The sequence below is a fragment of the Mycobacterium cajalii genome, from assembly GCF_045809005.2.
Lineage (GTDB): Bacteria > Actinomycetota > Actinomycetes > Mycobacteriales > Mycobacteriaceae > Mycobacterium.
Genome location: NZ_CM141436.1, coordinates 4,312,713 through 4,327,188 on the forward strand (window position 1 = coordinate 4,312,713; position 14,476 = coordinate 4,327,188).

A 14,476-nucleotide genomic window follows, 5' to 3' on the forward strand; every position below is an offset into this window, starting at 1 on the left:
GCCCGCCCCCGACGGAGTCGCCGAGTGCCACCTGACCCTTCCCGCCCCCCCTTGAACGGTTTCGTTCCGTTCCCGCCCGACCGCGCGGCCCGCTATCGAGCGGCCGGTCACTGGGCCGCCCGCCCCCTCGACTCGGTGTTGCGGCACGCCGCGGCGACGTGGCCCGATCGCGTCGCCGTCGTGGACGCGGTGGGCAGCCACACCTACGCCGAACTGGACGAGCTCGCCGACCGGGCGGCCGCGGGTTTCGCCGGGCTCGGCATCTCCCCGGCCGACCGGGTGCTGCTGCAACTGCCCAACACGTGCCGGTTCGCGGTCGCGTTGTTCGGCCTGCTGCGCGCGGGGGCCATCCCGGTGCTGTGCCTGACCGGGCATCGATTGACCGAGCTGCGCCACTTCGCCGAGGTCAGCGGCGCGGTGGGGCTGGTCGTCGCCGACACCGCGGGCGGGTTCGACCACCGCGCGGTGGCCGAAGAACTGGTCGCGCTGCATCCCGGGCTGCGCCACGTGATCGTCGACGGCGACCCCGGCCCCTTCACCGCGTGGTCGGCGATGCCCGCCGGGGCCGTCCCACGGGTGAGGAGCGACCCGTCCGCGCCCGCGCTGGTGCTCGTGTCGGGCGGTACCACGGGAGCCCCGAAGCTGATCCCTCGCACGCACGACGACTACCTCTACAACGCCACCGCGAGCGCGCGACTGTGCCAACTGTGCGGCGACGACGTCTACCTCGTCGCGCTGCCCGCCGCGCACAACTTCCCGCTGGCGTGCCCGGGCCTGCTCGGGGCGATGACGGTCGGCGCCACCACGGTCTTCACCGCCGACCCCAGCCCCGAGGCCGCCTTCGCCGCCATCGCGCGCCATCGCGTGACCGTCACCGCGCTGGTGCCGGCCCTGGCCAAGCTGTGGGCCCAGGCGTGCGACTGGGAGCCCGAGCCACCGAAGTCGTTGCGGCTCCTGCAAGTCGGGGGGTCTCGGCTGGAGCCCGAGGACGCCCGCCTGGTGCGCGCGGCGCTGACCCCGCGCCTGCAGCAGGTGTTCGGGATGGCCGAGGGACTGCTCAACTTCACGCGGCTCGACGACCCGCCCGACGTCGTCGACCACACCCAGGGCCGGCCGTTGTGCGCGGACGACGAATTGCGCGTCGTCGACGCCGCGGGCCAACCGGTCGCGCCCGGAGCCGAGGGCGAGCTGCTGGTGCGGGGGCCGTACACGATCAACGGCTACTTCCGCGCCGAGCGCGACAACGAACGCTGCTTCGATCCCGAGGGCTTCTACCGCAGCGGCGACCTGGTGCGGTTGCGCGACGACGGCTACCTCGTGGTCACCGGCCGGGTCAAAGACGTCATCTGCCGCGGCGGCGAGACGATCGCGGCCGCCGACGTCGAGGAACCGCTGCTGAGCCACCCGGCGGTCCGCGCGGCCGCGGCCGTGGCGCTGCCCGATCCGCTGCTGGGCGAGAAGATCTGCGCCGCGGTGGTTTTCGCCGGTGCGGCGGTCGGGATCGCGGAGCTGAACGCCTACCTCGACGGCCGCGGTGTGGCCGCGCACGCGCGCCCCGACATGCTGGTCGAGATGGCGGCGCTGCCAATGACACCCGTCGGCAAGATCGACAAGAAGGCGATCGCCGGGCGGCTGGCGAGCTCCGCTACATCGCCTCTTTGATCCCGCGACGGATGAGCCAGACGTTCATCGGCCAGGCCGTGGCGAATCCGATGATCATGCCGATCTGCATGAGAAACCAGTAGACCGGGCTGTCGGGGTACAGCGGGTGGGCCGGGAAGAACACCAGCGCCATCAGCGCCATCCAGCCGAAGAGCCCGACCTCGAACGCGGTCAGCGACAGCACGTCGGCCTTGGCGGCCGCGACGATGCCCTCGCGAAAGCTCAGGCCGCGCATGGGGGCGATCGCGAAGTACTGGAACAGGATTCCCAGCGCCAGGGCGGCGGCGTAGTCGCCGATGAATTCGGGCAACAGCGCCCGGCCGAGGATCTCGAACCCGAACGCGAATATCAGGAACTCGGCGAGGATGTCGCCGAGGGTGCACCCGGCGCCGCAGTGGCTGACCCCCACGGCGGTGGTGGCCCATCCGGGTTTGTCCGGCGGGCTGTCGCGGTCGTGTTCGGCCAACCATCTGCCGCTGCCGGGACGCCCGTAGCGGAAGTACATCGGCAGCGCCAGCGGCCCGAAGTACAAGGCGGTCACCGGCCACACCGCTTCCATCACCGCCATCCGTTGGCGATAGCCGCGGCCGTAGACGTCGACGCCGATGACCGCCGCCGAGGCGAACGCGACCGCCAGCGCGCACCACGACAGCACGACGAGCCAGCCCGCAGGCATCAGCGATCCTTCCGGCGAACGGTGGGGGTCAACTGGATGGTTCCCCGGTTGCGGCGTTCCTACACGTCGGCAACCCCGTTAGGCGCGCGAACGCTCAGACGGGCAGCCCGGAGAACATGACCCGGCCGGGATCGTACTTCTGCCGCACGGCGCTGAGCCGCGGCAGATTGGAGCCGAAGTACCGCGACGCAGGCTGGTTGGCCTCGAGGTAGTTCACGTAGCCGCCGGCCGAATATGGTTGCACCGCTTGGTGTGCCGTGTTGAGCCAGGCGGTGGCCGCCGCGGGCGGCCCGGAGGTTTCGACGTACCACTGCACCAGCGCGTATTGCCGCCGCCACGGGAAGGCCGTGGCCCCGGGGGCCACGGTCGCCAGGGCGCCGTCGAGGGCGTGCATGATCGCCAGCATGCGGCCCGCTGCGCGCGGAAAGGCGTTGACCGCCGCGGCGATTCCCTGCGCGGCGCCCGCGTTGACGACGGGCAGGACGTCGGATCCACCGACATAGCCCAGCGGTGCCGGGTTGAGGTTCCCGACGGCCAGGTACCGCACCAGATCCATGCGGTTGAACGTGTGCGTCTGGGTGCCGGTCGGCTGGATGCCGACGGCCGAGACGATGGCGCGCTGCACGCCGGCTCCCGATCCGGCCGGGCAGGTCGCCAGGATGCGGCAGTGGGTGCCCATGGGGTCGACGGTCGCATCGGCCAGCGCCCAGCTGTTCCGGTCGGCCGTGCGCAGCCAGTTCTGCCAACCGACGAGAACCTGGGCGAGCGACTCCGCCGGGAAATCGAGGTTCACGGCGTCGACATCCCCGGTCGGGAAGGTGGCGAATGTCAGCGAGGTGGTCACTCCGAAGTTGCCGCCGCCGCCGCCGCGCAACCCCCAGAACAGGTCGGGATTGTTGGCGGCCGACGCGGTGACCGCCTGGCCGCCGGGCAGCACCACCGACGCCGACGTCAGCTGGTCGCACAGCAGGCCCGCGTGCCGCGAGTCGGCGCCCAGTCCGCCGCCCAGGGCATGCCCCGCGGCACCGACCGTCGGGCAGGTGCCGGTCGGCACGCCGCGACCGGCCGCGGCCAGCGCCTCGTGCATCGCGTACAGGTCCGTCGCCGGGGTCACGGTGACGTGTCCGGTGGCCGCGTCGTAGTTGATCCCGCCGGGCAGCTGGCGCAGGTCGAGCACCATGGTGCCGTTGGCGGTGGAAGCCCCCACGTAGGAGTGCCCACCCGCGCGCGGGGCGACCTTGAGGTTGTGCGCCGCGGCGAAGGCCATGGCCTTCTGCACGTCGGCGGCCGAGGTCGGGACGACGACCGCCGCGGGCATCGCGTCGTTGTAGTTGGTGTTGAAAACCTGCTTGGCCGTTGCGAATTGAGGACCCTGGTCCGGCAGCACGACCTGCCCGCCGATCACGGACGAAAGACCGCTCCAGCCAGATGCTTTCGGGTCGGCGACGGCGCGGCCCGGCCCGAAAGCACCGCCCGCGACCAGCGCTCCCGCGGCAGCCCGCAAAAAAGTCTGCCGCGAGAATTCACGCGCCAACGTCGGGCTCCCGCGAATGCGTCACATCCCGCATTGTCAACCACGGAAACCGCGGTACCGTACGACGTGACGCGGGACGACTGAAACGTGCCCGAACCGTTACCCCGCTCGGCGGACGGCGAAGTGAAGGAGCGACCAATGGATTTGGGTCTCTGGGGTGGTCTGACACTGCTCTCCCTGATGCTGGCGCTGCTCTTCGCCGCCGTCGCGTCCGTGTTCGTCAAGCGCCTGGGCGACCGGACGACCTTCCCGATCAGCGAAGAGATCGGCAGCGCCAAAACGGTGCTGGACAAGGTGCGCAAGGGCCAGCCGATGTCGCGAGAGGAGCTGGACTATGCCAAGCAGGTCGTCGCCGACCGCGGTTCGCCGATGGCGCTCTGCATCCCTGCCGCCTTGTTCATGCTGGGGTGCTTCTACGTGATGGGCAGCCTCGAACACCTGCACGGGGCCACGCCGTCCGAACGGACATTCCTCGGCGTGATCCCGATGTTCACCTCCACGAACCTCGCCATCCGGCTGCGCGCCAGCGCGCGGTTGAAGAAGCGCCTGCAGTAGACGCTAACGTCCACAAACTGATATTCTCCCTTCGCTCCACATGTCAATCTGTCTGATACATGGATGGGTCGTGCCGGTCCCGACAGTTCTTCGGGACCGAGGCGAGAACGTGCGGCCAGGCACGGTAGCCCGAAAGGTGGTCGAGTGACTCCTCGTGCGTCAGTGGCCAGGACCGTCCTGGCGCGGGCGTGGATGCCGCTGGTCACCGTCATCGCGATCGGTGTGGGCGCGTTGTGCATGTGGAAGGTGCATCAGTTCTCCGCTCCGCCGCCGGCCATCACCGTCAACGGACCGCAGGCACCCGAGCAGTTCAATCCCAAACGGCTCACCTACGAGGTGTTCGGCTCCGCCGGGACGGGCGGACAGCTCGTCTACATCGACATCGACGGCCATCCCCATCAGGTGGATGTCTCGACGTTGCCGTGGTCCCACACCGAGACGACGACGCTCACGGTGGTCTCCGGCAGCATCTCGGTGCACGTTCACGGCGGTCACGTCGGCTGCCGGATGCTGGTGGACGGCGTGCTGCGCGACGAGCAGACCAGTCACCACGAGGACGCGGACGTCGAATGCCGGGTGAAATCGGCATGAGTGAGCACCGCCTGCCCGACGCCCCCGTCAAACGCCCGCTCATCCCGCGGATGGTTCGTATGTTGGCGATACCGATCATCCTCTTCTGGGGTCTGCTCGCGGTCTCCACGAACACCTTTATGCCCCAAGTGGAACGGGTCGCAGAAGAACTCGCCGGACCGATGGTGCCGCACTACGCGCCCTCACAGCGGGCCCTGCTGCACATCGGCGAGAAGTTTCACGAGTCCGACTCGACCAACCTGACGATGCTCGTGTTCGAAGCCAACCGGCCGCTGGCCGTGGCCGACCACGAGTACTACGACGGTCTGGTGCGCCGCCTCGAGCGCGACAAGAAGCACGTGCAATACGTGATGGACCTGTGGGGCAAACCGTTCACCGCGGCCGGCGCGCAAAGCGTCGACGGCAAGGCCACCTACGTGCTGCTGCGGTTGGCCGGCGACATCGGCCAGATCGAGGCCAACCAGTCCGTGCAGGCCGTACGTGACATCGTCGCCAAGGACACCCCTCCGCCGGGCCTCAAGGTCTACGTCAGCGGCGCGGCGCCGCTGGCCTCCGACACGCTCGCCATCGCCAACAACAGCCTGAACAACGTCACGATCGTCACGATCGTCCTCATCGTCGTGATGCTGTTGCTGGTCTACCGCGCCCCCTCGGTGCTCTTGGTGCCCCTGCTGGGAGTCCTCATCGAGATGCTGGTGGCCAAGGGGGTCATCGCGACCCTCGGCCACCTCGGCTACATCGAACTCTCGTCGTTCGCCGTGAACATCGTCGTCGCCCTGACTTTGGGCGCGGGAACCGACTACGGCATCTTCCTGATGGGCCGCTATCACGAGGCGCGCCAAGCCGGCGCGAGCCGAGAGGACAGCTTCTACATCGCCTACAAGGGCGTGGCGCCGATCATCATCGGCTCGGGGCTCACGATCGCGGGCGCCTGTTACTGCCTGACATTCGCCCGGCTGAACTACTTCCACACCATGGGTCCGGCGGTGGCGATCACGATGGTGTTCACCATCGCGGCGGCGATGACGCTGGGCCCGGCGTTGTTGACCGTCGGAAGCCTTTTCGGGCTGTTCGATCCCAAGCAAAAGGCGAAGGCGCACCTGTATCGGCGCATCGCCGCCAGCGTGGTGCGCTGGCCGGTGCCGATCCTGGCGGCCAGTTCGGCCGTCGTCATGATCGGGGCGATCTTCGTGCCCACCTACCGGCAGAACTACGACGACCGTCAGTATCAGCCGTCCGACTCGCCGGCCAAGCTGGGTTTTGCCGCCGCCGACCGGCACTTCCCGAAGAGCAAACTGTTCTCCGAGATGCTGATGGTCGAGACCGACCACGACATGCGCAACTCCGCCGATTTCATCTCGCTCGACCGGGTCGCCAAAGCGCTGATCCGCCTGCCCGGTGTGGCGATGGTGCAGAGCATGACGAGGCCCCTGGGCCGGCCACTCGAACACGCCACCATTCCGTACTTGTTCACCACCCAGGGCAGCGGCAACGGCCAGCAGCTGCCGTTCAACAGGGAACAGAACTCCGACACCGATCAGCAGGCGGACATCCAGGCGCACTCTGTCGCGGTGTTGCGCAAGGAGATCGGCTTCTTCCAGAAGGTGTCCGACGAACTGCACCAGACAGTGCTCACCGTCGAGGATCTGCAGAGGATCAGCGACGAGTTGAATCAGGAAACCGCAAACGTCGACGACTTCTTCCGACCGGTCAAGAGCTATTTCTATTGGGAGCGACACTGTTTCGACATTCCCATCTGCTGGACGTTCAGGTCGCTGTTCCAAGCACTCGACAACATCGACAAGTTGGCCGAAGACATCGGGAAAGCCAAACTCTCGCTCGAAGAGGTGGACAAAGCCTTCCCGCAGATCATCGCCCAGCTCAAAGCCACGGCCGACGACACCGAGGCCCTGCGGTCGAAGATCCTCAACAGTTACGGCTCGGCAGATCTTCAGTCGCTGCAAACCAGCCAGACGTTCGACGACATGATCAACGTCGGTAACGACTTCGACCGCGCCCGCAGCGACGACTACTTCTACATCCCCCACGAGGCGTTCGACAACGAAGACGTCAAGACCGGGATGAAGCTCATGATGTCGCCGGACGGCAAGGCCGCGCGGTTCATCGTCACCCACGAGGGCAACGCGATGGGCCCCGAAGGCATCCAGCATGTGGAGAAGTTTCCGACGGCCATCACCACGGTCCTCAAGGAGACCTCGTTGGCCGGCGCCCGCGTCTACATCGGCGGTTCGGGGTCCAACGACAAAGACATCAAGGAATACGCCACATCCGATCTGATGATCGCGGCAATCGCCGCGTTCATCCTGATCTTTCTGATCATGATGTTCCTCACCCGAAGCCTGGTGGCGGCCTTGGTCATTCCCGGCACGGTGGCGTTCTCCTACGCCGGGGCCTTCGGGCTCTCCATACTGGTCTGGCAGCACCTCATCGGGCTGCACCTGCACTGGCTGGTGCTGCCGCTGACGTTCATCATCCTGGTGGCGGTGGGCTCGGACTACAACCTGCTGCTGATCGTCCGAGTCAAAGAGGAGATCGGCGCCGGCCTGAACACCGGTCTCATCCGCGCGCTCGGCAGCACCGGCGGTGTGGTGACGTCGGCGGGCCTGGTGTTCGCGTTCACCATGCTGGCGATGCTCACCAGCGATCTGCGCACCATCGGCCAGGTGGGATCCACCGTGTGCATCGGCCTGCTGCTCGACACGCTGATCGTGCGGTCGTTCGTCGTGCCGTGCATCGTCAGGCTGCTCGGCCCGTGGTTCTGGTGGCCGACGCTGGTGCGTACCCGTCCGGCACGGCAACGCCAACCCCTGCCGGTCGGTCCCCCGGCAGCGGAATAGGCGCGCCGAGAGACGCGTTGGAGCGGATCATGGCAGAACGTGGACTTTTTCAGCCGTTGACCGTGCGCTCGCTGACCGTGCCGAACCGGTTCGCGATGGCGCCGATGACCCGCCAGGCCTCACCGGGCGGGATCCCGGGCGCCGACGTCGCCGAGTACTACCGGCGCCGCGCCGCCGGTGGGGTCGGGCTGATCATCACCGAGGGGATCCGGCTGCCCGACCCGGCCGCGGGCTACCCGTACTCCATCCCGGCGCTCGCCGGCGACGACGTCCGGGCCGGGTGGCGGCGCGTCGTCGACGCCGTCCACGGCGAGGGCGCCACGATCGCCGCCCAGCTGTGGCACCAGGGCGCCCAGCGCGACGACACCGACGGCGTGGTGCCGGTCAGCCCGTCGGGCGTCGACGGGCTCGGCAAGCCGAAGGGCCGGGCGCTCGGGACCGACGAGCTGCCGCGGGTCGCACGGCTGTACGCCGAGAGCGCGGCCACCGCGCGGGACCTCGGCTTCGACGCCGTCGAGATCCACGGCGCCCACGGCTATCTGCTCGACCAATTCTTCTGGGAGCGAACCAATCTGCGGACCGACGGGTACGGCGGGTCACTGTCGGCGCGCACCCGCTTCCCCGCGGAGGTCGTCGCCGCGGTCCGTGCCGCCGTCGGCCCGGACTATCCGATCACCTTCCGCTTCTCGCAGTGGAAGGGCACCGACTACACGGCCACGATCGCCGACGACCCCACGCAGCTGCAGGAGTTGCTCTCCCCGCTGGTCGAGGCCGGGGTGGACATGCTCCACCCCTCCACGCGCAGGCATTACGTGCCCGCGTTCCCCGATTACGACGGCGAGCTGAGCCTTGCCGGGTGGGCCAAGAAGGTCACCGGGCTCCCGGTCATCGCCGTCGGTTCCGTCGGCCTGGAAACGCAGTTCCGCAGCGAGAAGCGGGGCCAGGTGATCCAGCCCGCGCCGGTCGACCGCCTGGTCGAGCAGTTCGAAGCCGGCGAGTTCGACATCGCGGCGATCGGGCGCGCGCTGCTCGCCGACCCGGGCTGGGTGAATCGCCTGCGCGACGGCGAGCTCGACGGGTTCACCGGCTACGACCCGGCGACGGCGCTGGCCGCCCTGACCTGACGGGTCATGTCGTGGCCCTCTCGAGGGTCGCGCCGATGAAGAGCGTGCCGCCGAAACCGATATCGGCGGCAAGCATGACAGCCCGCAGGGTCAGACACGCCGCGCCGCCCAAAAGCTGCCATTGACTAATGTCACCATTTGCAGTTGACTCCGTCCATGGCGAGTGGCCTTCCGGTGCCGAGGATCTTCGGGCCGCGCAAGCGCACCAGCCACGGCGCATTGGCGGTGATCACCGGTGCCGGCAGCGGGATCGGTGCGGCCTTCGCCGCCGAACTCGGCCGCCGCGGCGGCACGGTCGTCTGCAGCGACATCGACGAATCCGCCGCCCACCGCACCGCCGACGCCATCGCGGAGCGTGGCGCGAAGGCCACCGCGGTCCGCTGCGACGTGTCGAAGATCGACGACGTCGAGGCGCTGGCCGAGCGGTCGCGGGAATGGTTCGGTGGACCGCCGACCCTGGTGATCAACAACGCCGGTGTCGGGGCCGGCGGCGCGGCGATCGGCGATGTGTCCCTGGACGATTGGGTGTGGACCCTGGGGATCAACCTGTGGGGGCCCATCCACGGCTGCCACGTGTTCACCCCGATCCTGCGCGACGCCGGGCCAGCACCGGCTCCACGCGGGATCATCAACGTCGCCTCGGCGGCGGCGTTCGGCGCGGCCCCCGGCATGGCGGCCTACAACGTCAGCAAGGCGGGAGTGCTGTCGCTGTCGGAGACCCTGGCAGCCGAGTTGTCCGGGACCGGCATCAACGTCACGGTGCTCTGCCCGACGTTCGTCAAGACCAACGTCGTCGAATCCGGCCGGATCAGCGCCGAATCCAGCGAGCTCGCCAACAGATTGATGCGCTGGACCGGGCTGGCGCCCGACAAGGTGGCCCGAGCCTGCCTGGACGCCCACGACCGCGGCGAGCTGTACTGCATGCCGCAGCTGGACGCCAAAATCGGGTGGACGGTCAAAAGGCTGGCGCCACAGTATTACACGCGCGCAGCCGGGCTGCTGTCCCGGCTGAACATGCACTGAACAGGAGGGGACCCCGTGGCCATCGACATGGAAGCCATGCTCGCCAAGATCAAGGACCGCCAGTGGGCGCTGGCCGACATCGACTGGGACGGCCCCGGCGCCGAAACCATCCGTCCCGAGTTCCGCCCCAAACTGAAGGCGTTCATGGCCGACCTGTGCTGGATCGAGAACGTGGGTGCCCGCGGCTTCGCCGCGCTGGCCAGAAAGGCGCCCGACCCGACCCTGGCCGAGATCTACCGGTACTTCCACGCCGAGGAGCAACGCCACGCCAACGCCGAGATGGCGCTGATGAAGCGCTGGGGCATGCTCGACGACGGCGAACTGCCCGAGCCGAACGTCAACATCCGGCTGGCGATCGAGTGGCTGGACTCGTTCGCCGACAGCATGCCGCTGTCCGTCCTGGGCACCGTCATCCCCATGCTCGAGGTCGCCCTGGACGGCGCGCTGCTCAAGTTCCTGCTGGACACGGTTCAGGACCCGGTGTGCCATCAGGTGTTCGAGAAGATCAACAACGACGAATCCCGGCACATCGCCGTGGATTTCGAGGTGCTCGACCTGATCGGGCATGCCAAGACGCGCCGGCTTGCCATCGAACTGGTCGGCCGAGTCGCCTCACCCGGCCTGATCATCGGCATGCTCATGTACGTCCCCCTGCTCAAGCGCATCTACGGCGAAATGGCCGGAATGGGACTGGAACCGGAGCGGCTGAACAACGCCGTCAACCGTTTCAAGCAACTCGGCGAGCGCGGCGAACACACCTGGCGCGTGCCCACCTATCAACTGCTCAAGCGGCACGCCGCGATGGTGGTCAACCCGCGACACCCCTACCAGATCCTGGCCGGTTCCATGGTGTGGCTGTCGGACCGCTACCCCAGACATCTGCTGCGGCCGGTGCCCAGCTGGTTCAAGGAACTCACCTACCGGCCGGCGGCGTGAGCATGACCGATGCCCACGCAGTGCTGATCGTCGGTGCCGGCTTCACCGGTCTCGGTGCGGCAATTCGTCTGGCGGAGTCGGGGATTGACGACATCGTGATCCTCGAGCGCGCCGACGGCGTCGGCGGAACCTGGCGCGACACCACGTATCCGGGCGCGAGCTGCGACATCCCCTCGCTGCTGTACTCCTACTCGTTCGTCCCCAACCCCGCGTGGTCGCGGACGTACTCGCCCGCCCCGGAGATCCGCCGCCATCTCGAGGACATGGCGACCGGATACGACCTGCGTCGCCGCATCCGATTCGGCACCGAGGTCAGCGGGCTGGCCTTCGACGAGGACACCGGTGTGTGGACCGCGACGACCAAGGACCACAAGCAGTTCCGCGCCCGCACGGCGGTGCTGGCCTCCGGCCCGCTGTCCGACGCCAGCTTCCCGGCCATCCGGGGGCTGGACAGCTACCGGGGGCACAAGATCCACAGCGCCCGCTGGGACCACGCCTACGACTTCACCGGCAAGCGGGTCGCCGTCGTCGGCACCGGCGCCAGCGCCGTCCAGATCATCCCCGAACTCGTGCGGCAGGCCGAGTTCGTGAAGGTCTTCCAGCGCACCCCGTGCTGGGTACTGCCCCGCCTGGACGTTCCCACGCCGCCGGCCCTGCAAGCGTTGTTCGCCAAAGTTCCTGCCATCCAACAGCTTGCGCGCCAGGCCCTGTTCTGGGGCCACGAGGCCAGCGCCACCGCGCTGGTGTGGAACACACCGCTGACGTCGCTGGTCGCGCGGCTCGGGCGCGCACACCTACGCACCCAGGTCAAAGATCCGTGGCTGCGCCGCCAGCTGACCCCGGATTTCCGGCCCGGCTGCAAGCGGATGCTCGTCTCCAGCGACTATTACCCCGCCCTGCAGCGCGACAACTGCAAACTCCTCGACTGGCCCATCGCCACGCTGAGCCCGGCCGGCATCCGCACCAGCGACGGCATCGAGCACCACCTGGACTGCATCGTGTTCGCGACCGGCTACGACGTCCACCTGACCGGGCCGCCATTCGAGGTCACCGGGCTGGGCGGCCGGTCCCTGGCCACCGAATGGGCCGGTGGCGCGCAGGCCTACAAGAGCATCAGCGCTCACGGCTTTCCGAACCTGTACTTCATGACGGGCCCCAACTCCGGACCCGGACACAACTCGCTGCTGGTCTACATCGAAGGCCAACTCGACTACGCAGTGCGCGCCATCACCGCCATCCTCGACGACGGCCTGCGCTACCTCGACGTGCGCGCGGACGCCCAGCTCCGCCACAACCAAACCCTGCAGCGCCGACTCGCCAAGACCACCTGGATGTCGGGATGCCGCAGCTGGTATCTCACCGACGACGGATTCAACGCCTCGATGTATCCCGGGTTCGCCACGCAGTATCTTCGCCAGATGAGGGATTTCCGCATCGAGGACTACGACGCGATCGCGCGCCACACCCGCGCGCGCGTCGCGTCGCCGGCCTGATACCGGGCGCCCGCATGGCCACCGACCGACCGCGACCCGAGCCCGGCACCATCGGCAGCGTGCTGCACAACCTGCGGCGCGCACCCAAACGGGTGCGGCGCCAGTCGCGCGAATACCGCCAAGTCCTGGAGTCGGCGGTGACACAGCTGTTCGACGTGGCCGCGCGCCACCCGCACGGGATCGCGGCGCCCGGCGAGTACCGCATCGAGGACCTGGCCCGGCTGGCCGGCACCACGACCCGCAACATCCGGGTCTACCGCGACCGCGGACTGCTGCCGCCGCCGCTGCGGGTCGGCCGCATCGCCCTCTACAACGACACCCACCTGACCCGGCTACGCCTGATCACCTCGATGCTCGACCGCGGCTACAACATCGCCCACGTGCGGGAGATGCTCAGCGCGTGGGAAGACGGCAAGAGCCTCGGCGACGTGCTCGGGCTGGAGACCGCCATCGTGGGCACCTGGGCCACCGAGAAGCCGCAGACCATGCCGCTCGCCGAAGCCCAACGGCTGGTTGGTGATTCGGGAGCGTTCGAGCGGCTGGTCGCACTGCAGGTGGTCCGCGTCGACGGCGCGCAGGCGACCGTCACCCGGCCCAAACTGATCGAGGCGTTCAACGAGATCCGCGGCTACGGCGTCGGACTGGACAAGCTGATCGACCTGCACGAGCAGATCGTGCCCGAGATCGACAAGGTCAGCGACATGCTGGTGCGCGCCGGCGCCGAGCACGTGATGGACCGCATCAAGCCGGGCCAGCCGCTGCCGGCCGACGCCGAGATCGCCGAACTGATCACCATGCTGATCCGGTTCCGCAGCCAGGCGGTCGCGACCGTGACCGCGACGCTGGCGGCGTCGATCGAATCCAACATCGAGTCGTTGGTCAGCCGCATCCTCGCCGACTACCTCGAACGGTCCACCGAAGCCGAGCCGAAGGCTAGTGCCCGCTGAGCGTCAGCGTCCCTTGAGTTTTGAGCACCTTACTGGCGGTGATCTTCTCGGTCCTGCGGGCCTCGCGCTCCAGGTAGCGCTGCTTGGACTCGTCGAACTTGGCGCCGGCCTCCTCGAGCTCCTTGACCAGCAGGCCCAGGTCGTCGCGCATCCAGGCCGCCTCGCCGGTGAAGTCCTCGCGCTCGAAGATGCGCCACTTCTTCAGCACCGGCATCACCACCTCCTCGAGATGGATGCGCGGGTCGTAGACGCCGCCGACGGCGATGATCACGGCCTTGCGCCGGAACTCCGGCACCGTGAAGCCGGGCATCTTGAAGTTGCGCAGAATCTTGTGCACCGACCGGATGGCCTGGTTCGGGGCGATGTCCAGGCCCGCGGCGCTGACATCCCGGTAGAAGATCATGTGCAGGTTCTCGTCGTGGGACACCCTGGCCATCAGCTGCTCGGCGATCGGGTCGCCGGCCACCTTGCCGGTGTTGCGGTGCGAGACCCGCGTGGCCAGCTCCTGGAACGAGACGTACATGACCGAGTCGAAGATGCTCTCAGCGAACATGTCGCCCTGGCGATTCTGGCCCGGGCTGAAGCCGCGGGTCATTTGCTCGAGGCGCAGCTTCTCCAGCTCGACCGGGTCGACGGCGCGGGTGACCACCAGGTAGTCGCGCAGCGCGGTGCTGTGCCTGGCCTCCTCGGCGGTCCACCGGTTCACCCACTGCCCCCACGGGCCGTCCATGGTGAAGTTCATCGCGATCTCGCGGTGATACGAGGGCAAATTGTCCTCGGTCAGCAGGTTTTGCACGATCGCCACCTGCGCCACGTCGGAAAGCCGGCTCTGGCCGGGCTCCCAGTCCTGGCCGTCGAGCGCGTAGAAGTTCTTGCCGTCCGACCACGGGACGTAGTCGTGGGGGTTCCATTCCTTGAACTTCTCGAGATGCCGGTTGAGCAGTTTCTCGGCCACGGGCTCGAGCTCGTGAAGTAGCTGCATATCGGTCATGCCCTCGGACACAAAGCCCTCCCAGTTATCTGTTGATGCCAATAACGCGCAATGTATCTGTGTCAAACGGTTACATCAAGAAAGCC

At 68.0% G+C, this 14,476-nt stretch carries 12 protein-coding genes; 9 read left to right on the plus strand and 3 right to left on the minus strand.

Features of this window, described 5'->3' with window-relative positions; all coding sequences use genetic code 11:
- Positions 1-24: 24 nt before the first annotated feature.
- Entirely contained in the window at positions 25-1,662 is a 1,638-nt protein-coding gene (locus ACJ512_RS20490; protein ID WP_407685302.1) for a (2,3-dihydroxybenzoyl)adenylate synthase, read from the plus strand.
- On the opposite strand, the gene ACJ512_RS20495 is transcribed toward ACJ512_RS20490, so the two are convergent.
- Together ACJ512_RS20495 and ACJ512_RS20500 are read right to left on the minus strand one after the other, a co-directional pair.
- Entirely contained in the window at positions 1,646-2,338 is a 693-nt protein-coding gene (locus ACJ512_RS20495) for a DUF4396 domain-containing protein (protein WP_407685303.1), read from the minus strand. The two genes, ACJ512_RS20490 and ACJ512_RS20495, sit on opposite strands and share 17 nt — an antisense overlap.
- A 94-nt stretch (positions 2,339-2,432) precedes the next feature.
- The gene (locus ACJ512_RS20500; protein ID WP_407685304.1) at positions 2,433-3,872 is read right to left on the minus strand and encodes an FAD-binding oxidoreductase; all 1,440 of its coding nucleotides are present in this window, start codon (positions 3,870-3,872) and stop codon (positions 2,433-2,435) included.
- A gap of 138 nt (positions 3,873-4,010) precedes the next feature.
- Between ACJ512_RS20500 and ACJ512_RS20505 the strand changes: the two genes are divergently transcribed.
- The 8 genes from ACJ512_RS20505 to ACJ512_RS20540 all read left to right on the plus strand — a co-directional run bounded on the left by ACJ512_RS20505 (position 4,011) and on the right by ACJ512_RS20540 (position 13,399).
- The gene (locus ACJ512_RS20505) at positions 4,011-4,427 is read left to right on the plus strand and encodes a hypothetical protein (RefSeq protein ID WP_407685305.1); all 417 of its coding nucleotides are present in this window, start codon (positions 4,011-4,013) and stop codon (positions 4,425-4,427) included.
- Positions 4,428-4,619: 192 nt separating this feature from the next.
- Positions 4,620-5,018, plus strand: coding sequence for an MmpS family transport accessory protein (locus tag ACJ512_RS20510; RefSeq protein WP_407685337.1), 399 nt, complete (start codon positions 4,620-4,622; stop codon positions 5,016-5,018).
- Positions 5,015-7,876, plus strand: coding sequence for an MMPL/RND family transporter (locus tag ACJ512_RS20515; RefSeq protein ID WP_407685306.1), 2,862 nt, complete (start codon positions 5,015-5,017; stop codon positions 7,874-7,876). Before ACJ512_RS20510 ends, ACJ512_RS20515 begins: the two co-directional genes overlap by 4 nt.
- 29 nt (positions 7,877-7,905) lie before the next feature.
- Positions 7,906-9,000 (plus strand): NADH:flavin oxidoreductase, encoded by a 1,095-nt coding sequence (locus tag ACJ512_RS20520; RefSeq protein ID WP_407685307.1) that lies wholly within the window; start codon positions 7,906-7,908, stop codon positions 8,998-9,000.
- 156 nt (positions 9,001-9,156) lie between these two features.
- On the plus strand, positions 9,157-10,023 hold the full coding sequence (locus ACJ512_RS20525; RefSeq protein WP_407685308.1) for an SDR family NAD(P)-dependent oxidoreductase: 867 nt from the start codon (positions 9,157-9,159) through the stop codon (positions 10,021-10,023).
- A 15-nt stretch (positions 10,024-10,038) separates the two neighbouring features.
- Entirely contained in the window at positions 10,039-10,959 is a 921-nt protein-coding gene (locus ACJ512_RS20530) for a ferritin-like domain-containing protein (protein WP_407685309.1), read from the plus strand.
- Positions 10,960-10,961: 2 nt separating this feature from the next.
- Positions 10,962-12,452, plus strand: coding sequence for a flavin-containing monooxygenase (locus tag ACJ512_RS20535; RefSeq protein ID WP_407685310.1), 1,491 nt, complete (start codon positions 10,962-10,964; stop codon positions 12,450-12,452).
- A 14-nt stretch (positions 12,453-12,466) separates the two neighbouring features.
- Complete coding sequence (locus ACJ512_RS20540; protein ID WP_407685311.1) at positions 12,467-13,399, plus strand: MerR family transcriptional regulator; 933 nt, start codon at positions 12,467-12,469, stop codon at positions 13,397-13,399.
- Here ACJ512_RS20540 and ACJ512_RS20545 read toward each other — a convergent pair.
- On the minus strand, positions 13,386-14,402 hold the full coding sequence (locus ACJ512_RS20545; RefSeq protein WP_407685338.1) for an acyl-ACP desaturase: 1,017 nt from the start codon (positions 14,400-14,402) through the stop codon (positions 13,386-13,388). The genes ACJ512_RS20540 and ACJ512_RS20545 overlap by 14 nt on opposite strands.
- Between the last annotated feature and the right edge of the window lie 74 nt (positions 14,403-14,476).